Genomic DNA, 21,081 nt, shown 5'->3' with positions numbered 1-21,081 from the left:
GGCGCGCGCCGATAATGCATATTATGTCAGGTCGCTCGTCGGGAAGGCTCGTTTCAAGCCTCCCCTCGAGCCCCGCCCGATGTCCGGTCAGTGGTGCCCGTGCACGACGGCGTGCCCGAGTCCCCGGCTGATCATCCACCGGTTCACCGGCGTCGTGACGATGAACGCGAGGACGAGTGAGACCGCCAGCGAGCCCCAGAACAGCCAGTCGCTCAGCTGGGCGTCCAGAGCGCCCGGCATGGCCGCGATCACCGAGTTGTCGATGAGCTCCATCACCGCGATGGACACGGTGTCCGCGGCCAGGGCCACCTTGAATGCCGCAGCGACGGTCAGCCCGGATCGGATGACGCCGCGCATGGTCAGGGCGTAGCCGAACACGAAGGCCAGGACGATCGACAGGACGACCGTGCCGGCGTTGTGCAGGCCCGCAGCGGTCCCGATCACCATGCCGAGGACCTCACCGATCGCGCAGCCGGTCAGGCAGTGCAGCGTCGCCTGCGCCGCCATCGCCCACGTCGTCGAACCGTGCGCGCTCGTGCCGTGGTCGGCCATGTCGTGGTGCTCGTGTGCGTCCATCCCGGTCCTCCGGTCCCGTTCCGATCTCGATGATACCCCCAGGGGGTACCGAGAGGCCAACACGGGAGCGCGCAGGACATTCCCGCGGGCAGCGATCGTTCAGGACCAGTGCGTCGGCCGCTCGAACCCCGTCGGCAGGAGCGTCCCGGCGTCGCCCTGCGCGCTGTTCACCTGCATCTGCGTCAGGTAGATCGCCTCGGTCAGGTCCGCGCCGGACAGATCGGCGTCGCGCAGGTCGACTCCGAGCAGGTCGCAGCGGTGCAGTCGAGCGTCACGGAGGTCGGCGGCGATGGCGATGCTCCCCCGCAGTGTCACCCCGCTGAGGTCACGCCCGCGGAGCCGAGCGCCGATCAGGTCGGCGCCCGGCTCGAGCGCTCGCTGGGACCGCGGTTGCCGGATGGTGGCGACGTCCTGTCGGGCGATGTCGCTCGCACGCACGAGCAGCGCCCGGGCCGCGTCGTACTCGGCATCGACGTCGAGCTCGGCCAGTGCCGAGGGCGTCCCGTCGCTCAGCACCCGGACGTGCTCGAACGCCGTTACCCACGGAGCAGGGTCGACGGCACCCGTGACCAGGTCGATCGCCTCGTCGAGGTACCACAGCAGTTCGTGCAGCCGGCGGACGATCGGGAACGTCCCGAACATCGCCGTGCGGGTGGCGTCGTCGTCGCGCCACGATCGTCCGGCGAACGTCTGCCGCGACACCTTCTGCCCGGCGCCGAAGCAGTCGAAGACGGTGCAGCCCTTGAAGCCGCGCTCCCGCAGGTGCGGGTGGATGCGGCACCCGTCGGCACCGTCGAGGTTCGTGCAGGGCTCCCCCGCGTCCTTGTCGAACGGGAAGTCCGCGGACTTCGTGAAGGCGAGGGCGACGCAGCACAGCCCGAAGCAGTTCGCGCAGTCGGCACCGAGGTCCTCACGGCGACCGAGCTCGATGCGCGTCCGCCCGGCTCCGGTCACCCGAACACCGCGACGGTCATGCCCGACCCGGTGGCTGGCAGGTCCATCGCCACCAGGGCCTCGGGCAGGTCGTCGAACCCGATCGTCCGACCGATCGTGGCGTCCGGACGCAGCCGACCGGCCACGACGTCGTCGAGCATGGCCGCGTACTCCCCCACGGCGATGCCGTGACTGCCGAGCAGTTCGAGCTCCTCGCTGATCGCCCGCCCCATCGGGATCGCCGGTGTCGCTTCGTCGCCGAGGAGCAGCCCGACCTGCACGTGCCGTCCGCGCGGCCGCAGCGACCCGACCGCGGCGACGGAGGTCGCCCGGCTCCCGAAGGCGTCCACGGTCACGTGCGCTCCCCCGTTCGTGCGTCGTCGGACCTCACCGACGGCGTCGGGTCCGGACGCCACGCTCTCCGCGCCGAGTGCGGCCGCCCGCTCGAGCGCCGCGGGCGAGACGTCCACGGCGACCACGTGTGCGCCGGCGGCGACCGCGACGATGATCGTCGACAGCCCGACACCGCCGCACCCGAACACGGCGACGTGCTCCCCGGCCCGGAGCCGCCCTCGGGCGTGCAGCGCGTGGTACGCCGTCCCGAAGCGGCAGCCGAGCCCGGCCGCCTCGGCGAACCCGATGCCGTCGGGCAGCGCCACGAGGTTGACGTCGGCCTGCGGCACGACGAGCTCCTCGGCGAACGACCCCGGCAGCGTGAACCCGGGCTGCTGCTGACGCGTGCACACCTGGGTCGCGCCGGCGAGGCACTCGTCACACGCCCCGCACGCGAAGACGAAGGGCGCGGTGACCCGGTCCCCGACCCGGTGCTGGGTCACGTCGGACCCGGCCTCGACGACGACCCCGGCGAACTCGTGTCCCGGGACGTGCGGCAGCGTCACGGAGTCGTCGTGACCCCGCCAGGCGTGCCAGTCGCTCCGGCAGACCCCGGTCGCGGCGACGCGCACCACCACGCCGTGTGGCGGGCACACCGGCCGCTCGACGTCGACGATCTGCGGGGTGTCCCCGAACTCCCGGTACATGACTGCGCGCATCCCGTCATCCTGCCAGCAGGCGGACTTCCCCGAGACGATCGACCGGTCACACGACCGACCCGTCAGACGACCGCCCGGTCAGACGACCGGCCCGTCAGACGACCGCCCGGTCAGACGACCGGCCCGTCAGACGACCGCCCGGTCAGACGACCTCTCGTAGGATCGGCGGATGTCCTCCACCGCGATCCGTCGCAGCGCCCGGATGTCCCTCGTCGCGATCGTCGTCGCCCTGACCGGTCTCGCTGGCCTGGCCTCGGCTGCTCCGGCCCAGGCGCACTCGGCCCTCGTGTCGAGCGACCCGACCGACGGGCAGACGATCACGACGCCGATCGACCGAGTCGGCCTGACCTTCTCCGAGGCGCCGCTCACCGGGCTCGACGCCGGCCTCCGCATCGAGGTCCGCGACGCCGCCGGCACGGACCGGGCGTCGGGCGACGTCACTGTCGACGGCACGACGATGTCCCGCACCGTCGACCTGGCCGACGGCGCGTACACGGTCCTCTGGCGCTACGTCTCCCCCGACGGCCACCCGGTCACCGGCGAACTCGGCTTCACGGTCGCGCTCCCTGCCCCCACGCAGGGGCCGTCCGCGTCGGCGACGCCGACCGCACCCTCCGACGAACCCACCGAGACCAGCGCGACGGTCGAGCTGACCCCTTCCGCCACCCCGGCAGCGAGCGACGCCGGTTCCGGCGCCGGTGGAGCCGCACTCTGGCTGGGTGCGGGCGCCGTCCTCGTCGCCGGCCTGGTCGCGGTCCTGGCGGTGGCTCGCCGACGCCGCGCACCCACCGAAGACTGACCCGCCCGGTCGACCCGACGACGGTCGGCGCGCCACCATGACGGACGGGAGGCCCGGTGCCAGCCGGCACCGGGCCTCCCGTCCGTCAGGTGGTGGCGTCGGCGACGCCGGTCCCAGAACGGGACCGTCCGTCCGCCTCAGTACTCGATGCGACCGCGCCGGTCGTGGAACTCGCCCGTCGGTCCGTCGGCGCCGAGCGTGGCGAGCATGACCGTGGCGTCCGTGCCCTCGGTGATCGTCTGGTGCCCGCCGAAGCCGTTGAACTCCGTCGCCGTGTAGCCGGGGTCGCTCGCGTTCACCCGGAACGTCGGCAGGTTCTTGGCGTACTGGACGGTGAGGGCGATCACCGCGGCCTTCGACGCGGCGTACGGGATCGACGGCACGGGGTACTCGTCGTGCCCGGGCGTCGAGAGCCAGCGGGTGAAGCCGACCCCGGAGGCGACGTTCACGACGACGGGGTTCGACGACGCCTGCAGCAGCGGGAGTGCCGCCTGGGTGACACGGACGATGCCGACGACGTTCGTGTCGAGCACGCCGGTCATGACGGCGGCGTCGAGGTCGTCGACGCCGAACGAGGCGCCGAGCACCCCGGCGTTGTTCACGAGCACGTCGAGCTCGGGGATCGACGCGATCGCGCTGTCGACACTGGACTGGTCGGTGACGTCGAGCTGGACGACGTGGGCACCGAGTGCGCGGGCGTCGTCGCCGGTGGACGGGTCGCGCATGCCGGCGTACACGGTGTGGCCGGCCTCGATCAGGCGGCGGACGGTCTCGAGTCCGAGGCTGCGGTTGGCCCCGGTGATGAGTGTGGTGGTCATGTGCCCAGCCTGTCCCCTCCGCCACCGGACTCCCAGGTGCCGCTCGACGGTGGGACTCCGAGTACCACCCCGGACGGTCACGGACAGGCGAGGATGGGGACATGAGCGAGTTCGCGAACGTGCTGCGGTCGTGGCGGGACCGGGTCCGGCCGGAGGAGGTCGGGCTGCCCGCCGGCGCCGGACGCCGGACGCCCGGGCTCCGACGCGAGGAACTCGCGGCACTCGCGGGGGTGAGCGGCGACTACGTCGTCCGGCTCGAGCAGGGCCGGTCGGTGAACCCGTCGCCGCAGCTGCTCGGCGCCCTCGCGACGGCACTGCGCCTGACCACGGAGGAGCGCGACCACCTGTTCCGCGTCGCCGACGCCGCCCCGCCGTCGCGGAACGTCGTCCCGCGGCACATCACCCCCGGCGTGCAGCGGATCGTCGACCGGCTCGGGGACGTCCCGCTCGCGGTGTTCACCGCGACGCACGACATCCTGCTGTGGAACGACCTCTGGGCGGCGATGAACGGCAACCCGGAGCGCCTGGTCGGGCTCGAGCGCAACCTCGTCTGGCGGCACTTCATGGTCGGGCAGCACAACGTGGACTACGACGACGAGCACGCCGAGGAGTTCTCCAGCGACCTCGTCGCCGACCTCCGCACCGCGTACGGGCGCTACCCGGGCGACCGCGCCCTCGCCGACCTGGTCGCACGGCTCCGCGCCGAGTCGCTCGAGTTCGCCCGCCGCTGGGACACGGCCCGGGTGGCCGAACACCGGGCGAGCCGGAAGACGGTCCACACCGCGGCCGGGCCGATCGAGGTCGACTGCGACGTGATGACCGTGCCGGGCGGAGACCTGCGGATCGTCGTCTACACGGTGGTGCCCGGCTCCGAGGCAGCGACGACGCTCGACCTGCTGCGGGTCACGGGACTGCAGGACCTCGCGCCGCGCTGACCGCGAGCAGGCCGGACGTCCGGACCGCGCACACCGCGAGTCGGCCGAACGACCGGACCGCTCACACCGCGAGCAGCGCCAGCGACGCGTTCTGCCCGCCGAAGCCGAACGAGTTGTTCAGCGCCGCACGGAGCGGCGTCCGACGCGCGGCACCGGACACGACGTCGAGGTCGATCGCCGGGTCGAGGTGCTCCAGGTTCAGCGTCGCCGGCACGGTCCCGGTCTCGAGCGCCTTCACGGTCAGGATCGTCTCGACCGCACCGGCCGCGCCGAACATGTGCCCGATCGCGCTCTTCGGGGCGGTGACCACGGCGTCGCGGCCGACGACCCGGGCGATCGCGGCTGCCTCGCTCGCATCGCCGAGCGGGGTGCTCGTCGCGTGCGCGTTGACGTGGTCGACGTCCGCGCCGGTGAGCCCAGCCATCCGGAGCGCCTGCGTCATCGCCCGCCCCTGCCCCGAACCGTCGGCGCGCGGCGCGGTGATGTGGAACGCGTCCGAGGTGATCCCCCACCCGGCCAGCCGAGCGTGCACCCGGGCGCGACGGGCAGCGGCGTGGTCGGCCCGTTCGAGCACGACGATCCCGGCTCCCTCGCCGAGCACGAACCCGCGGCGGCTCAGGTCGAACGGCCGCGAGAGCGTGGTCGGGTCCTCGCCCTCCGGCTTCGCGAGTGCCTGGGACTGGGCGAACGCGGCCATCGTCACCGGGGTGACCGCCGCCTCCGTGCCTCCGGCGATGACGACGTCGGCCTCGCCGGAGCGGATGAGTCGCGCACCCATCGCGATCGCCTCGGCGCCCGACGCGCACGCCGACACCGTCGTGTACGCCCCCGCCCGGGCGTCGACCTCGATGCTGATCTGCGCCGCGGCCCCGTTCGCCATGAGCATCGGCACCGTCCGCGGTGACACCCGGCGGGCCCCGCTCCGACCGAGTTCGTCGTGTGCGTCCAGCAGCGTCTCGATGCCGCCGATGCCCGTCCCGACGACGACGGCGAGCCGCTCCGGGTCGAGCCCGGTCGCGGCTCCGGCGAACCCGGCGTCCGCCCAGGCCTCCCCCGACGCGACGAGTGCCAGCTGCTGACTCCGGTCGAGCCGGGCAGCCCGCACCCGGCCGAGCGCCCCCTCGGCGTCGAGGGCGGCGTCGGCCCCGACGCGGATCGGCACCCGGGCCCACAGGTCGCCGTCGCGACCGAGCTCGTGCACACCGGACCGGCCGGCCACCAGGGCGTCCCAGAGCGGGTCGACCCCGTGCCCGAACGGTGAGACCGCGCCGTACCCGGTGATGACGATGTCGCTGCTGTCGCTGTTTGTATGCTGCACAAGTTGAGTTGTATCACGTACAATTCGGCCATGGCAACACCACGTGGCACGGCGACGCGCGCTCGGATCCTCCAGACGGCGGCAGACCTCCTGGCCGACCGGAACCCCCGCACCCTGACGGTCAGCGAGGTCGCGCGGTCAGCCGGGGTCTACCCGAACCAGATCACGCACCACTTCGGCTCGAAGGACCGGCTCGTGGTGGACGCCGCCTTCGTCCGGTTCCTCCGCGACACCACCCGGCTGCAGGCGGCGGGACGACGGGCGTCGACGTCCGAGGGCTTCCGCGACGTCCTCGCCCGGACCGCCCTCGCGATGCCGTCGACGGGCCTCCTCGTGACCGCCCTCGGGCTGGCGCAGGGCGACGCCGCGCTGCGGGAGCGCACGAGCACCCTGCTCGCCGTGCTGTTCCGCCAGTCGGAGCGCTGGCTCGAGCGGGTCGTCGCGGACCACGGCTGGACGAGCGAACGCGGGGTCGCACGGGACGCCAGGACGTTCTGGAGCGCCGTGTTCGGTGCCGTCCTGTTCGCCACGGCCGGGGCGGTCGGTGGCCCCTCGGACGTGGACGTCGCCGCGACCGTCAGCATCCGGGGCTGACGACCGCGGCGACGCGAGCACTCAGTGGTGGGCCGGTCTCAGTGGCTCGTCGGGCTCACTCGCCGAAGCCGGACCGGACCAGGGCTTCGAGCGCGTCGACGGCGTCCTGGGCGTCGGCGCCCGTCGCCTCGATCGACACGGTCGCGCCCTTCGGCAGGGCGAGGGCCATGATCCCGAGCAGGCTCTTCGCGTCGACGCCGTTGACGCGGACGGCCGCCTCGTACTTCGCGGCCGTCTTCACGAACTCCGCCGCGGGGCGGGCATGCAGGCCGGTCTCGTTGACCAGCTGCACGGTGGCGGACGCGGCCACGTCGTCAGCGGGGCCGGCTCCGGTGTCCGGCACCGGGCCTCCAGGCTGGTCGCCGTCCGGCCGGGAGGCTCCCCCCGCGTCCGCCTCGGACGCTGCGGCCGAGCGAGCGGCTGCGAGCACCGCGTCGACGTCGCCGCCGGTCTGGGCGGCGACCGCCGCGGCGACCGTGCCCTCGACGACGGGGGCGTCGGACACGTGGACTCGTGCGCGGACGTCGTCGTCGAGGAAGTCGAGCGCGGTGTCGGTGGTCAGGTAGGCGGACCCGAGGTCGCACAGGACGACGACCGCGTCGGCGGAGGCGAGTTCCTCGATGCCGGCGGTGATGGCGTCGAAGGACGTGCCGATCCCGCCGTCGTCGGTGCCGCCCGCGGCGACGAGCTGGACGTCGGCGGCCATCTGCCGGGCGAGCTCGACGGTGCCGGAGGCGATCGCCGCGCTGTGCGAGACGACCAGGATGCCGACGCTCACGCCGCGTCCACCGCGGCGCGCAGGATGTAGGCCGTCGACTGCGCCCCGGGGTCCCGGTGCCCGACGGCGCGTTCGCCGAGGTAGCTCGCGCGGCCCTTGCGGGCGACGAGCGGCTCGGTGGCCTCGGCCCCGCTGCGTGCGGCGTCGGCGGCGGCCTCGAGGACGCGTTCCGGGGACTCCCCGCCTGCGCTGCCGTGGTGGCGGCGTCGACCGCCGGGGTCCACGCGTCGATCATCGTCTTGTCGCCGACCGCGGCCTTGCCGCGGGAGACGACGCCGTCGCGGGCCGCGGCGAGCACCTGCACGAGCGTGTCGGCGTCGAGCTCGGTGGCGTCGCCGGCCGCCTGGGCCGCCTTGAGGTACGCCGTGCCGAACAGCGGGCCGGCGGCGCCGCCCACGGTGGAGATGAGCTTCGTCGCGACGGTCTTGAAGACGGCGCCGGGGGTGTCGAACGTACCGGACTCGACGGCCTCGAGCACGGCGCGGAACCCGCGGTCGAGGTTCTCGCCGTGGTCACCGTCGCCGATCTCCCGGTCGAGCGTGACGAGCTCCGCCCGGTGCTCGTCGATCGTCGCGGCGGTGCGTCGGACCCAGTCGGTGGCCCATGCGGTGTCGAGCGCCAATGTCGTTCCTTCCTGCGGGGTCACGCTCGGCCCTGCGTGCGGGCCGGGCGTGACCGGTTCGGCGGCCGGGGGTGCCGGCCGGTCGGGTGTCAGCGACCCCAGCGCAGTGCCGGGGTCTCCACCGGTGCGTCCCAGAGGGTGAGCAGGTCGTCGTCGAGCACCGTGACGGTGATCGAGAAGCCCTGCATCTCGAGGGACGTGACGTAGTTGCCGACCAGGCTACGCGCGACCTCGTGGCCGCGATCGGAGAGCACCTCGGCGGCGCGTCGGTAGGCGATGTAGAGCTCGGAGAGCGGCGTGCCGCCCATGCCGTTCACGAACAGGAGCAGGCGCGACCCGGCCGCCAGGTCCAGGTCGGTGAGGACGGGCTCGAGGACCCGGTCGACGAGTTCGTCGGCCGGCGCCATCGCGATGCGCTCCCGACCGGGCTCCCCGTGGATCCCGATGCCGAGCTCGACCTCGTCGTCGGCCAGCGTGAAGGACGGCTCCCCCGCGTGCGGCACGGTCCCCGGTGCGAGCGCCAGGCCCATCGACCGCGTGACGTCGTTGACGTGCCGGGCGACGGCCGCGACCGCGTCGAGGTCGTCCCCGCGCTGCGCAGCGGCTCCGGCACACTTCTCCACGACGACGGTGCCGGCGACCCCGCGCCGACCGGCCGTGTAGAGCGAGTCCTGCACGGCCACGTCGTCGTCGACCACGACGGTCTCCACGCGGATGCCGTCCATCTCGGCGAGCTCGGCCGCGGTCTCGAAGTTCAGGACGTCTCCCGTGTAGTTCTTCACGATGTGGAGCACACCCGCGCCGCCGTCGACGGCCTTGGTCGCGGCGACGACGGGGTCCGGCGTCGGGCTCGTGAACATCGGCCCGGGCACCGCGGCGTCGAGCATGCCGAAGCCGAGGAAGCCGGCGTGGAGGGGCTCGTGCCCGCTGCCGCCACCGCTCACCAGCGCGACCTTGCCCGCCACCGGGGCGTCCGCGCGGTGCAGGTGGACCGGGTCCTCGACCAGCACGACGTGTCCGGCGTGGGCCGCGGCGAACCCGCGGACGGTCTCGGTGACGACGTCGTGCGGGTCGTTGATGAGCTTCTTCATGGCGGGAGGACTCCTCGGGTCGGGACCGGGACGAGGCCTGCACACCGCCGACGTCGTCCGGAGTGGAGCCAGGCTACAGCGGGCGGGTGTTCCCGGAGGGTGCACGTCCGTGCACCGCCTGGCAGGCGGGAACCGGGGTGTCGATGGTCGGACGCCCGCTCCTCGTGCACGTTCGTGCACTTTTCTGTCGAAGGCTCACGAGGACCCCCCGTGGGCTGGAAACCCGGCAGTATGCTCGCCCCAATCACTCGATGGGGAGTGCCGAGCACCAGCGGGCATCCCCAACCAACACAGTTGGAGGTCACCGATGGACGACATCGGCGTCAAGTTCCTTTCCGAGCTCGTGGGCACAGCGATGCTCATCATCCTGGGTGGCGGCGTCGTCGCCGCCGTCTCGCTCAAGAAGTCGAAGGGCTTCGGCGCGGGCTTCCTCATGGTCACGATCGGCTGGGGCTTCGCGGTCTTCGCCGGCGTCACGGTGTCGTACAAGTCCGGCGGCCAGCTCAACCCCGCGGTCAGCCTCGCGCAGGCCATCCTCGGCAACATCTCCGTCGGCACGATGCTGCTCTTCTGGCTCGCGCAGATGATCGGTGCGGTCATCGGTGCCGTCATCGTCTGGCTCGCGTACAAGCAGCACTTCGACGAGGAGCCCGACCCCGCCGCCAAGCTCGGCGTGTTCTCCACCGGCCCCGCGATCCGCTCGTACGGCTGGAACCTCGTCACCGAGATCATCGGCACGTTCGTCCTCGTCTTCACGGTGATCGCCTTCACGAACGGCAAGACCCCGTCGGAGCTCGGCGCCATCCCCGTCGCCTTCCTCGTGATCGCGATCGGTGTCAGCCTCGGTGGCCCGACCGGCTACGCCATCAACCCGGCACGTGACCTCGGCCCGCGCATCGCGCACGCCTTCCTGCCGATCAAGGGCAAGGGCTCGAGCGACTGGGCCTACGCCTGGGTGCCGGTCGTCGGACCGCTGCTCGGTGGCGCGATCGCCGCCGGCCTGTCCTACGCACTCCTCCCCGTCGTCGCCTGACGCCGACCCCTCCCAGCACCACGGTCGACCCCGACCCGGGGCCGAGCGCAGCACCGACCACCCAGAAGGAGCACCCATGGCCGACTACATCGTCGCCATCGACCAGGGCACGACCAGCACCCGCGCCATCGTCTTCGACCACTCCGGCTCGATCGTGTCGAGCGGTCAGAAGGAACACGAGCAGATCTTCCCGCGCGCCGGGTGGGTCGAGCACGACCCCAGCGAGATCTGGGACAACACCCGTGAGGTCATCGGCCAGGCACTGTCCCGCGCCGACATCACCCGCCACGACGTCGCGGCGGTCGGCATCACGAACCAGCGCGAGACCGCGGTCGTCTGGGACAAGACCACCGGCAAGCCCGTCTACAACGCGATCGTCTGGCAGGACACCCGCACGCAGGCACTCGTCGACAGGCTGGCCGCCGGTGACACCGACCGCTACAAGTCGATCGTCGGCCTGCCCCTGGCCACGTACTTCGCCGGCACGAAGATCATGTGGATCCTCGAGAACGTCGAGGGTGCGCGTGAGAAGGCCGAGGCGGGCGACCTGCTCTTCGGCACCACCGACACCTGGGTCCTCTGGAACCTGACCGGTGGCACCGACGGCGGCGTCCACAAGACCGACGTCACCAACGCGTCCCGCACGCTGTTCATGGACCTCGAGACGCTGCAGTGGCGCGACGACATCCTCGCCGACTTCGGGGTGCCGAAGTCGATGCTCCCCGAGATCGTCAGCTCCTCCGAGGTCTACGGCCACGTCGAGTCCTCGAGCCTGCTCCGCGAGGTCCCGATCGCGGGCATCCTCGGCGACCAGCAGGCCGCGACCTTCGGGCAGGCCGCGTTCGACAAGGGCGAGTCGAAGAACACCTACGGCACCGGCAACTTCCTCATCTTCAACACGGGCACGGAGATCGTCCGCTCGGAGAACGGGCTGCTCACCACCGTCGGCTACAAGCTCGGCGACGGCGAGACCCACTACGCCCTCGAGGGCTCGATCGCCGTCACGGGCTCGCTCATCCAGTGGCTCCGCGACAACCTCGGCCTCATCCAGAGCGCGCCGGAGGTCGAGGCCCTCGCCAAGACCGTCGAGGACAACGGCGGCGTGTACTTCGTGCCGGCGTTCTCCGGGCTCTTCGCGCCGTACTGGCGTCCCGACGCCCGCGGCGCGATCGTGGGCCTGACCCGCTACGTCAACAAGGGCCACATCGCGCGTGCGGCCCTCGAGGCGACGGCGCTGCAGACCCGCGAGGTGCTCGACGCGGTCAACGCCGACTCCGGCGTCGACCTGACCGAGCTCAAGGTCGACGGCGGCATGACGGCGAACAACGCCCTCATGCAGTTCCAGGCCGACATCCTCAACGTGCCCGTCGTCCGTCCGGTCGTCGCCGAGACGACCGCGCTCGGTGCCGCCTACGCCGCCGGCCTCGCGGTCGGCTTCTGGGCCAACCTCGACGAGCTCCGTGCCAACTGGCAGGAGGACTCCCGCTGGGAGCCGCAGCTCGACGCCGCCGAGCGCGAGCGCACGCTCCGCCTCTGGAAGAAGGCCGTCACGAAGACCTTCGACTGGGTCGACGAGGACGTCCAGTAACACGGCACAGCAGCACTGACGGCCTGGAGGCCCGGTGCCGGTCCCTGGGACCGGCACCGGGCCTCCCGGCGTTGTCCGGTACGCGCTACGCGGCGCCGACCCAGTCGGCGAGTTTCTGCTCGGCCGCGCCGGAGTCGACGGCCTCGGCCGCGACCAGGAGCTGCTCGCGGAAGCGGTGCAGGATCGGGCGGTCCCACTCGGCCGGGTCCTGTGCCAGTCGGAACGAGACCAGGCCGGCGGCTGCGTTCAGCAGCACGATGTCGCGGACCGGGCCGGTCTCGCCGGCGAGCACCCGACGGACGATCGCGGCGTTCACCTTGGGCTCGCCGCCGAGCAGGTCCTCGGTCCGGGCGCGGGGGATGCCGAGGTCGCGGGGGTCGAGGTCGTGCTCGGTGACCCGGCCGCCGGTGACCTCCCAGATGTGGCTGTGCCCCGTGGTGGTGAGCTCGTCGAGGCCGTCGTCGCCACGGAACACGAGTGCCGTCGCGCCGCGGGTCTGGAACACGCCCGTGATGATCGGCACGAGCTCCAGCTGGGCGACACCGACCGCGTTGGCCTCGCATCTGGCGGGGTTCACGAGCGGTCCGAGGAAGTTGAACACCGTCGGGACGCCGATCTCCCGCCGGACCGAGGCCGCGTGGGCGAACCCGGGGTGGAACGCGCTGGCGAAGGCGAAGGTCAGGCCGACACGACGGAACGTCTCGGCGACGCGCTCGGCGTCCATCGTCAGGTCGAGCCCCAGGGCCGCGAGCACGTCGGACGACCCGCTCTTGGACGACGACGCCCGGTTGCCGTGCTTCACCACGGGGACCCCGGCGGCGGCGATCACGACGGCCGCCATCGTCGAGACGTTCACCGTCCCGACGACGTCCCCGCCGGTGCCGACGATGTCGAGCGCCATCGGGTCGACGTCCAGCGGGACCGCCGCCTCGAGGATCGCATCACGGAAGCCGACGACCTCGTCGACCGTCTCGCCCTTGGCGCGGAGGGCCACCGCGAAGGCGCTGATCTGCGCGTCGGTGGCGCGCCCGGCGACGATCTCCTCCATGGCCCATGTGGACTGTCTGATGCTCAGGTCCTCGCGCGCCATGAGCGCACTGATCACCACGGGCCAGGTCAGGAGGTCAGACATGCCGACGATCGTACTGTTTTCGAACGACCCGCCAGTTGACTGGCAAAACACTGTCGGTGGTTTCGGCCATAATGGAGAACGTGACAAGCACCCCTCTCTCCAGACCAGCCAGCGGTACGGTCCTCAACAGGCCGAACCCCGTTGCCGTGGGGACGATCGTGTGGCTGGGCAGCGAGGTCATGTTCTTCGCCGGCCTGTTCGCGATCTACTTCACGCTGCGCAGCACCTCGCCCCAGCTGTGGGCCACCGAGACTGCGCACCTCGAGGTGCCCTTCGCCTCGGTGAACACGATCATCCTGGTGCTGTCCAGCTTCGCGTGCCAGTTCGCCGTCTTCGCGGCCGAGCGCTTCCAGGTGCACCGCACCAGCTGGAAGCCGACCGACTGGGGCATGACGGAGTGGTTCTTCGTCACGTACTGCATGGGTGCGATCTTCGTCTGCGGCCAGATCTTCGAGTACGCCAACCTCTGGCACGAGGGCATCACGCTCTCCTCGAGCGCCTACGGCTCCGCCTTCTACTTCACCACCGGCTTCCACGGCCTCCACGTCACCGGTGGCCTGATCGCCTTCCTCCTCACGATCGGTCGTGGCTTCGCCGCCAAGAACTTCGGTCACAAGGAGGCCACCACGGCCATCGTCGTGTCGTACTACTGGCACTTCGTCGACGTGGTCTGGATCGGCCTCTTCGCCGTCATTTACCTTCTCAAGTAGGAAACGGACAGCACCAAGCGCATGTTCAACAGCAGCAAGTCCAAGAAGAAGGGCCGTCGCTCCCCCGTGGCGACCGTCTCGCTCATCGTCGTGGGTCTGATGACCACCGGTGGTGCGTACGCCCTGTTCAGCTCGACGGCCAGCGCCGACGACAACGTCAGCACGGTCGCCGCGTCGAGCCAGTCGCAGGTGAACGAGGGCGAGAAGCTCTTCGCGTCCAACTGCGCCACGTGCCACGGCCTGTCCGCACAGGGCACCAGCGAGGGCCCCTCGCTCATCGGTGTCGGCGCCGCGTCGGTCGACTTCCAGGTCGGCACCGGCCGCATGCCGCTCGCGCAGCAGGGCCCCCAGGGCGAAGAGAAGCCCGAGCAGTTCACCAACGACCAGGTCGACGCGATGGCGGCGTACGTCGCCTCCCTCGGCCCCGGCCCGTCGGTGCCGTCCGAGTCGCTCACCAACGGTGCTGACGGTGACGCAGCCGAGGGCGCCGAGCTCTTCCGCATCAACTGCGCCATGTGCCACAACGTCGCCGGTGCCGGTGGCGCCCTGACCGAGGGCAAGTACGCCCCGAACCTCGAGACGGTCACGGGCAAGCACATCTACGAGGCCATGCAGACCGGCCCGCAGAACATGCCGGTGTTCAACGACCTGAACATCACGCCGGAGCAGAAGGCCGACATCATCACGTACCTCAAGTACGTGCAGGACAACAAGTCCCCCGGTGGGTTCGCCCTCGGGTCCCTCGGCCCGGTGGCAGAGGGTCTGTTCATCTGGATCTTCGGACTCGGCGCAGTGGTCGCGATGACCGTGTGGCTGACCGCGAAGTCCAACTGATCGTCCGTGTCGCACGACACTGAAGGGAACACCATGGCAGAGCACGACGACGAGGCGCTGAACTCGTCCTCGGCTGTCGAGAGGCACGCGGCATCGGTCGGCGGCGGGACCGCGGTCGTCCCCGCGGAACCGTTCGAGAACCCGGGCGAGCCGCCGCACCGTCCGCGTCGCACCGACGTCGACCCGAAGAAGGCCCGCCTGGCCGAGCGCCAGGTCGCGACGTTCTTCTACCTGTCGATCGTCGGCAGCGTCCTGTCGATCGCCGCGTACATCGCGTTCCCGATCAGCGCGGACGACTTCGGCACGGTCCGCCTCGCGAACCTCTTCCTGGGTCTCTCGATCTCCCTCGCCCTGCTCTCGCTGGGCATCGGCGCCGTCTACTGGGGCAAGTCCCTCGTCACGGACCGCGAGATCACGGAGCAGCGCCACCCCACCCGTGGGACCGACGCCACGCGCGCCAAGGCCGTAGAGGCCTTCCAGCTCGCCGACAAGGAGTCCGGCTTCAGCCGTCGCAAGCTGATCCGCAACTCGATGATCGGCGCGCTCGTCGCGTTCCCCCTCCCCGGCATCGTGCTCGTGCGTGACCTCGCACCGGCCGCCGACCCGAACGAGCTCCTCCGCCACACCATGTGGGCCAAGGGGACTCGTCTCACGAAGGACCCGACCGGACTCCCGATCAAGGCATCGGACGTCACGATCGGCTCTGTCTTCCACGTCATCCCCGATGGGCTCCTGGACAAGGAGCACATGCTCGAGGAGAAGGCGAAGGCCGCGGTGCTGCTCATGCGCCTCGACCCGAAGGACCTCAACCCGGCGAAGGGGCACGAGAACTGGGGCTACGACGGCATCGTCGCGTACTCCAAGATCTGCACCCACGTCGGATGCCCGGTCGCGCTCTACGAGCAGCAGACGCACCACCTGCTGTGCCCTTGCCACCAGTCGACCTTCGATGTCTCGAACAACTGCGAGGTCATCTTCGGACCGGCTGCCCGTCCCCTCCCCCAACTTCCTATCGCGATCGACGACGACGGCTACCTGGTGGCGCAGAGCGACTTCCATGAACCCGTCGGGCCGTCCTTCTGGGAGCGTGCACGCTGATGACAACCACAACCACGACACGAGCGCCGGAGACCAGCAACAAGCCGGCTCCGGAGCGCGGGTCCCGCATCATCGGCGGGATCTCCAACTACATCGATGAGCGGACCAGCATCTCCGGCCTGGTGAAGGAGGTCGGGCGCAAGATCTTCCCCGACCACTGGAGCTTCATGCTCGGTGAGGTCGCGCTGTACAGCTTCGTCGTCATCCTGCTGTCGGGGACGTTCCTGACGTTCTTCTACCAGGCCTCGATGGCCGAGGTCGTCTACAACGGCACCTACGTCCCGCTCAAGGGCGTCGCGATGTCGACGGCCCTGCAGTCCACGCTCGACATCTCGTTCGACATCCGCGGCGGGCTCTTCGTCCGGCAGATCCACCACTGGTCGGCTCTGCTCTTCGTCGCCTCCGTGATGCTGCACATGGCCCGCGTGTTCTTCACCGGCGCCTTCCGCAAGCCCCGCGAGCTCAACTGGGTCTTCGGCTTCGTGCTGTGGGTCCTGGCCATGGCCGAGGGCTTCACGGGCTACTCGCTCCCCGACGACCTGCTCTCCGGCAACGGTCTGCGCATCATCGTCGGCATGATCGAGGGCGTCCCGGTCATCGGCGTCTGGATCGGCTACATCCTGTTCGGCGGCGAGTTCCCCGGGACCGCGATCGTCGGGCGTCTGTACACGCTCCACATCCTGCTGCTGCCGGCGATCCTCGTGGCGGTCCTCGGTGTCCACCTCGTGCTCGTCGTGATCAACAAGCACACGCAGTACGCGGGCCCCGGCAAGACCAACGACAACGTCGTGGGCGTCCCGATCCTCCCGGCGTTCGCCGCGAAGGCCGGTGGCTTCTTCTTCATCGTCGCGGGCATCCTCGCCCTCATCGCCACGCTGTTCACGATCAACCCGATCTGGAACTACGGCCCGTACGACCCGTCCCCCGTGTCCGCCGGTACCCAGCCTGACTGGTACATCGGCTTCGCGGACGGCGCGCTCCGACTGGTGCCGCCGCACTGGGAAGTCCTGTGGTTCGGCTACACGGTCTCCTTCAACCTGCTGGTCCCCATCGGGGTCCTGGTCGCGTTGATCCTGGCGATCTTCCTGTACCCGTTCCTCGAGGCCTGGGTCACCGGTGACAAGCGCGAACACCACATCGCCGACCGTCCCCGCAACGCCCCGACCCGCACCGCGATCGGTGCCGCCGGCATCACGCTGTACGCCAGCCTCTGGGCAGCGGCGAGCTCGGACATCATCGCGACGCACTTCATGGTCTCGGTCGACCACGTGATCCACGTGATCCAGGCCACGACGGTCCTCGGCCCGTTCGTCGCTTTCTGGATCACCAAGCGCGTGTGCCTGGCACTGCAGAAGAAGGACCGCGAGATCGTGCTCCACGGCTACGAGTCGGGCCGCATCGTCCGCCTCCCGCACGGTGAGTACATCGAGGTCCACGAGCAGCTCGACGAGTACGAGCGCTGGCGTCTGCTGCAGTTCAACGAGTACAAGCCGCTGATGATCCGCCCGAACGCCAAGGGTCAGATCACCCCCGCGCAGAAGGTCCGCGCCGGCATGACGCGCTTCTTCTTCGAGGACCGCATCGCCCCGGTGTCCAAGGCCGAGCTGGAAGCCGCACACGCGGCCCACCACGGTCCCGACCTCGAGGGCAGCCACCAGGCCCCGCAGGTCGGAGCAGGCGGACACTAGCCGTCACTGTTCGACGAACAACCCCCATCACGCTGTGGTGGGGGTTGTTTCGTTGCCGGCGACAACACGCCGTCTGGGGTTCACCTGCGATTCAAGGTCACGTGTTGGACTGCTCCAGGACGATGTGGCAATGTGTTGCACCGTGCACTCCCCCAGCGGGAGATCCTCTGCCGAGGAACCACCAACGGAATGAGAACCCGATGGACGCCCGGACGGCTGAACACCCCAGGCCGAACCACTTCCTGCTCCACCTCAGCGACACCCACCTCATCGCGGGCGACGGCGACCTCTACGGAGCCGTCGACTCAGCAGCCCGGCTGTCGCAGATCATCGACGAGATCGAGGCCTCCGGCGCTCGACCCGAAGCGATCGTCGTCACTGGTGACGTGGCCGACAAGGGCGAACCGGGTGCCTACGCCCGTGTCCGACAGATCATCGAACCGGCGGCGGACCGCATCGGCGCCCAGGTCATCTGGGCCATGGGCAACCACGACGAGCGCGGCGCCTTCCGCCAGGAGCTCTTCGGGCTGCAGCCAACCGACCGACCCGTCGACTTCGTGTACGACGTGAACGGTCTCCGGGTCATCACGCTCGACACCAGCGTCCCCGGAGCCCACCACGGTGTCGTCACGCCGGAGCAGCTCGACTGGCTCGCCGAAGTGCTCTCCGAGGCCGCACCGCACGGGACCATGCTCGCCATGCACCACCCGCCCGTGCCGAGCGTGCAGGACCTCACGGTCCTCGTGGAGCTCCGCGAGCAACAGGCCCTCGCCGAGGTCCTCGAGGGCTCGGACGTCCTGACGATCATCGCCGGGCACCTGCACTACTCGACCAACGCCGTGTTCGCCGGGATCCCGGTGTCCGTCGCCAGTGCCACGTGCTACACGCAGGACCTCAACGAGTTCCAGCGCGGTACCCGTGGTCGCGACGGAGCGCAGTCGTTCAACCTGGTCCACGTGTACGGACACACTGCCGTGCACTCGGTGGTGCCCATCGGGACGTACTCCACCGTCGGACAGCCGGTCTCGTCCGCGGAGACCGAGGCCCGTCTCGCCGCGGCCGGCGTCACGATCCCCGCTGCCGTCGAGCCGGCCCCCGTCACGTCGAGCATCCCGGTGTTCACGCTCGACGCGGTCCCCGTCTCCCCCATCCGCCGCTGACCCGCCCGGCCCTCGTGCCGACCCTGCCTGGGGCGTCGTCTCGACCGGTCGCACTCCGTCGCTCCCACAGCGCCGAGTGGTCACTCGTCGTCGGTTGCCAGCGGCGCAGACGACAACCGGTGGCCGCCCGGCGGACGTGAGCGGGATGTCGTGACCGGTCGCGCCGTCGAGTGCATCGGACGGTGTCCCCTCCGACTGGCAGTGAGATCGCACTCCGTGTCGGGTCCGGCGGACCGGAGGCGACGCGAAGTGGGATATCACCGGGGCCAGACGGGGACCCGGGGTGCGGCGCCGAGTGGTCACACTTCGTCGGTGCCCGGCGGCGCGGACGACAACGGGTGACCGCTCGGCGGACGTGAGCGGGGTGTCATGACCGGTCACGACAAGCGGACGCGGCCGGGTCTTGCGGACTCGGCACGGGCCTCCCGGCCGAACGCGGGCGCCCTCCGGCGACGAGATCGCACTCCGTGTCGGGTCCGGCGGAACGGAGGCGACAGGAAGTGCGATCTCAGCGGGGACAGACGAGGAACCAGGGCGCGGCGCCGAGTGGTCACACGTCGTCGGTGCCCGGCGGCGCAGACGACAGTCGGTGACCGCTCGGCGGACCTGAGCGGGACGTCGTGACCGCTCGCGACGCCGAGCGCGTGCGAGCGCTCCCCGGCCGGTGAGATCGCACTCCGTGTCAGGTCCGGCGGACCGGAGGCGACACGACGTGCGATCTCACCGAGGGGCGACGGCGGGCGTCAGGCCTCGTCGGGGCGCTCCCAGGGCGCCGGGAACGGGAAGTAGCGCTCCAGGAAGTCGGTGACACGCGTGGTGCGCTCGTCGTCACTGACCTCGGGGAAGCTGCCGTCGTTCAGGCAGAAGAAGTCGGCGTTGCGCTTCTTGAGCAGGTCCTCGAGCTCGCGGAGCCCGGAGAGCATGGTCGTGTCGATGTAGCCGACGGGGACGTTCTCCTGCACGATCGCCCGGCCCGTGAGCAGCGCGTAGTAGTGGTACAGGGAGTTCGTCACCGAGATGTTCTCGGCGGCACGGAAGCGGGAGGCCGCGGTGGCGCGGAACTCGTCCGCGAACTCGTGCTCCATCTCCGTCATGATGCTGGCACGGAGCGGTGTCGGCGCGTGCTCGAGGTGACGCGTGGTGACGGCCCCGAAGCGCTGCTGCAGGAGGCGACGGTTGACCCGCGCGGAGTTCTCGAAGCCGCTGCGCCGCGGGTTGTTCGACCCGAGGCCGATGCGGGTGTCGGCGAGCAGGAACTTCGTCACCGAGCCTGGGCTGAAGAACACCGAGGGGTCGACCGGTCGCCCGAAGAACATGTCGTCGTTCGAGTAGATGAAGTGCTCGCTGATGCCCGGGATGTGGTGCAGCTGCGACTCGACGGCCTGCGAGTTGTGCGTCGGGAGCACCGAGGGGTCGGCGAAGAACTCCTCGCTCCGGACGATGCGGACGCGGGGGTGCTCGGCGAGCCAGGCCGGAGCCGGGGAGTCGGTCGCGATGTAGATCGTCCGCACCCACGGCGCGTACATGTAGACCGAGCGCAGGGCGTACTTGAGCTCGTTGATCTGCCGGAAGCGGGCGGGGGCGTCGTCGCCCTCACCGAGCACGGCGGAGGACTGCGCTGCCTGACGGGCGCGCTGGTACTCGATCGCGTTGCCGTCGACCCACGAGAACACGATGTCGATCGGGAAGCGGATGTCGGAGACGTGGTCGTCGAACATGTGCTCGACGGTCTGCCACGTGCGCCCGTAGCGCTCGATGTCGACGAGGACGAACTCCTCGATCGGCAGGCTGCGACGCATCAGGGCGTTCTCGACGGGGGCGAGGACCTCGGTGTCCGTCACCCGCCAGAACTCCATCTGCACGCTGGTCTCGGCGCCGTAGCGGAGCCGTCCGATGGGTTCGAGCCGGGGGCGGAACACGCGGAGGACCGTCTCGTCGACCGGGCCGAGGCCGTCGTCGACGACCAGGACCGCCGGCTTGCCCGGGGGCTTGGCGTAGAAGGGCTCCCCCACGGCGGCGTCCATCACGGCTGACTCAGCACGCTGCCGGTCACGCTCGTCGAGGGCGATCACCGGGCGCTGGTCGTTCCCGCGGATGAGCAGGTGGTCCACTTCGCCGGCGGTGAGCGCGTCGTCGAGGAAGAGCAGGTCGTCGATCATCGACTGCTGCGGCGTGAGGTGCCCGTTCAGCAGGGTGAAGCGCCCTTTGCGGAGGACGACGTCGGACCGGTCGAGACCGCCGGAGGACGGTCGAGGGTGCAGCAGAGGACTCTCGGTCACCGGCTCGGTCTCGTTGCTCATCCATGCCCTTCTGGTCGTGCGG

Annotated in this window: 19 protein-coding genes and 1 pseudogene; 10 read left to right on the top strand and 10 right to left on the bottom strand. The window is 70.6% G+C overall.

Annotated features, from left to right (window positions below):
* Positions 1 to 87: 87 nt before the first annotated feature.
* From OVA28_RS13570 to OVA28_RS13560, 3 genes are all read right to left on the bottom strand, one after another.
* A complete protein-coding gene (locus OVA28_RS13570; protein WP_268097343.1) occupies positions 88 to 576 on the bottom strand; it encodes a DUF4396 domain-containing protein in 489 nt (162 codons plus the stop codon).
* Between the two features lie 99 nt (positions 577 to 675).
* Positions 676 to 1,530: a pentapeptide repeat-containing protein gene (locus OVA28_RS13565; RefSeq protein WP_268097342.1), complete on the bottom strand. Its 855-nt coding sequence runs from the start codon at positions 1,528 to 1,530 to the stop codon at positions 676 to 678.
* Positions 1,527 to 2,561, bottom strand: a complete 1,035-nt coding sequence (locus OVA28_RS13560; protein WP_268097341.1) for an alcohol dehydrogenase catalytic domain-containing protein — start codon at positions 2,559 to 2,561, stop codon at positions 1,527 to 1,529. Before OVA28_RS13560 ends, OVA28_RS13565 begins: the two co-directional genes overlap by 4 nt.
* A 169-nt stretch (positions 2,562 to 2,730) precedes the next feature.
* Here OVA28_RS13560 and OVA28_RS13555 point away from each other — a divergent pair, with 169 nt between their 5' ends.
* Positions 2,731 to 3,360, top strand: a complete 630-nt coding sequence (locus tag OVA28_RS13555; RefSeq protein ID WP_268097340.1) for a copper resistance protein CopC — start codon at positions 2,731 to 2,733, stop codon at positions 3,358 to 3,360.
* Between the two features lie 137 nt (positions 3,361 to 3,497).
* Here OVA28_RS13555 and OVA28_RS13550 read toward each other — a convergent pair whose 3' ends face one another.
* Positions 3,498 to 4,178, bottom strand: a complete 681-nt coding sequence (locus OVA28_RS13550) for an SDR family NAD(P)-dependent oxidoreductase (protein WP_268097339.1) — start codon at positions 4,176 to 4,178, stop codon at positions 3,498 to 3,500.
* 101 nt (positions 4,179 to 4,279) lie between these two features.
* Between OVA28_RS13550 and OVA28_RS13545 the strand changes: the two genes are divergently transcribed.
* Positions 4,280 to 5,113, top strand: coding sequence for a helix-turn-helix domain-containing protein (locus OVA28_RS13545; RefSeq protein WP_268097338.1), 834 nt, complete (start codon positions 4,280 to 4,282; stop codon positions 5,111 to 5,113).
* A gap of 61 nt (positions 5,114 to 5,174) precedes the next feature.
* Here OVA28_RS13545 and OVA28_RS13540 read toward each other — a convergent pair whose 3' ends face one another.
* Positions 5,175 to 6,431: a beta-ketoacyl-[acyl-carrier-protein] synthase family protein gene (locus OVA28_RS13540; RefSeq protein ID WP_268097337.1), complete on the bottom strand. Its 1,257-nt coding sequence runs from the start codon at positions 6,429 to 6,431 to the stop codon at positions 5,175 to 5,177.
* Positions 6,432 to 6,461: 30 nt separating this feature from the next.
* Between OVA28_RS13540 and OVA28_RS13535 the strand changes: the two genes are divergently transcribed.
* Complete coding sequence (locus OVA28_RS13535; protein WP_268097336.1) at positions 6,462 to 7,025, top strand: TetR/AcrR family transcriptional regulator C-terminal domain-containing protein; 564 nt, start codon at positions 6,462 to 6,464, stop codon at positions 7,023 to 7,025.
* A 55-nt stretch (positions 7,026 to 7,080) separates the two neighbouring features.
* Here the strand turns inward: OVA28_RS13535 and dhaM are convergent, their stop codons facing one another.
* From dhaM to dhaK, 3 genes and pseudogenes are all read right to left on the bottom strand, one after another.
* On the bottom strand, positions 7,081 to 7,803 hold the full coding sequence (dhaM, locus tag OVA28_RS13530; RefSeq protein ID WP_268097335.1) for a dihydroxyacetone kinase phosphoryl donor subunit DhaM: 723 nt from the start codon (positions 7,801 to 7,803) through the stop codon (positions 7,081 to 7,083).
* Positions 7,800 to 8,425, bottom strand: a pseudogene (gene dhaL, locus OVA28_RS13525) (dihydroxyacetone kinase subunit DhaL). Before dhaL ends, dhaM begins: the two are co-directional and overlap by 4 nt.
* Before the next feature lie 89 nt (positions 8,426 to 8,514).
* The gene (gene dhaK, locus OVA28_RS13520) at positions 8,515 to 9,516 is read right to left on the bottom strand and encodes a dihydroxyacetone kinase subunit DhaK (RefSeq protein WP_268097334.1); all 1,002 of its coding nucleotides are present in this window, start codon (positions 9,514 to 9,516) and stop codon (positions 8,515 to 8,517) included.
* Positions 9,517 to 9,823: 307 nt separating this feature from the next.
* On the opposite strand from dhaK, the gene OVA28_RS13515 reads away from it, so the two are divergent.
* A complete protein-coding gene (locus OVA28_RS13515) occupies positions 9,824 to 10,549 on the top strand; it encodes an MIP/aquaporin family protein (protein ID WP_194660869.1) in 726 nt (241 codons plus the stop codon).
* A gap of 76 nt (positions 10,550 to 10,625) precedes the next feature.
* A complete protein-coding gene (glpK, locus tag OVA28_RS13510; RefSeq protein WP_268097333.1) occupies positions 10,626 to 12,137 on the top strand; it encodes a glycerol kinase GlpK in 1,512 nt (503 codons plus the stop codon).
* 85 nt (positions 12,138 to 12,222) lie between these two features.
* On the opposite strand, the gene trpD is transcribed toward glpK, so the two are convergent.
* Entirely contained in the window at positions 12,223 to 13,269 is a 1,047-nt protein-coding gene (trpD, locus tag OVA28_RS13505; RefSeq protein ID WP_268097332.1) for an anthranilate phosphoribosyltransferase, read from the bottom strand.
* A 71-nt stretch (positions 13,270 to 13,340) separates the two neighbouring features.
* Here trpD and ctaE point away from each other — a divergent pair, with 71 nt between their 5' ends.
* The 5 genes from ctaE to OVA28_RS13480 all read left to right on the top strand — a co-directional run bounded on the left by ctaE (position 13,341) and on the right by OVA28_RS13480 (position 18,759).
* A complete protein-coding gene (ctaE, locus tag OVA28_RS13500) occupies positions 13,341 to 13,979 on the top strand; it encodes an aa3-type cytochrome oxidase subunit III (RefSeq protein WP_194660872.1) in 639 nt (212 codons plus the stop codon).
* 21 nt (positions 13,980 to 14,000) lie between these two features.
* On the top strand, positions 14,001 to 14,813 hold the full coding sequence (qcrC, locus tag OVA28_RS13495) for a cytochrome bc1 complex diheme cytochrome c subunit (protein WP_194660873.1): 813 nt from the start codon (positions 14,001 to 14,003) through the stop codon (positions 14,811 to 14,813).
* A gap of 33 nt (positions 14,814 to 14,846) precedes the next feature.
* Positions 14,847 to 15,911: a cytochrome bc1 complex Rieske iron-sulfur subunit gene (qcrA, locus tag OVA28_RS13490; RefSeq protein WP_194660874.1), complete on the top strand. Its 1,065-nt coding sequence runs from the start codon at positions 14,847 to 14,849 to the stop codon at positions 15,909 to 15,911.
* Positions 15,911 to 17,599 (top strand): cytochrome bc1 complex cytochrome b subunit, encoded by a 1,689-nt coding sequence (gene qcrB, locus OVA28_RS13485; protein ID WP_268097331.1) that lies wholly within the window; start codon positions 15,911 to 15,913, stop codon positions 17,597 to 17,599. The genes qcrA and qcrB overlap by 1 nt, the downstream gene beginning before the upstream one ends.
* A 200-nt stretch (positions 17,600 to 17,799) precedes the next feature.
* Positions 17,800 to 18,759, top strand: a complete 960-nt coding sequence (locus OVA28_RS13480) for a phosphodiesterase (protein ID WP_268097330.1) — start codon at positions 17,800 to 17,802, stop codon at positions 18,757 to 18,759.
* A gap of 743 nt (positions 18,760 to 19,502) precedes the next feature.
* On the opposite strand, the gene OVA28_RS13475 is transcribed toward OVA28_RS13480, so the two are convergent.
* The gene (locus OVA28_RS13475) at positions 19,503 to 21,059 is read right to left on the bottom strand and encodes a stealth conserved region 3 domain-containing protein (protein WP_268097329.1); all 1,557 of its coding nucleotides are present in this window, start codon (positions 21,057 to 21,059) and stop codon (positions 19,503 to 19,505) included.
* Positions 21,060 to 21,081 lie beyond the last annotated feature (22 nt).

Source organism: Curtobacterium sp. SL109 (genome assembly GCF_026672405.1).
In the GTDB taxonomy this organism is placed as follows: Bacteria; Actinomycetota; Actinomycetes; order Actinomycetales; family Microbacteriaceae; genus Curtobacterium.
The sequence above is the reverse complement of the archived record's forward strand: the minus strand, read 5'-3'. Positions and strand labels throughout refer to the sequence as shown.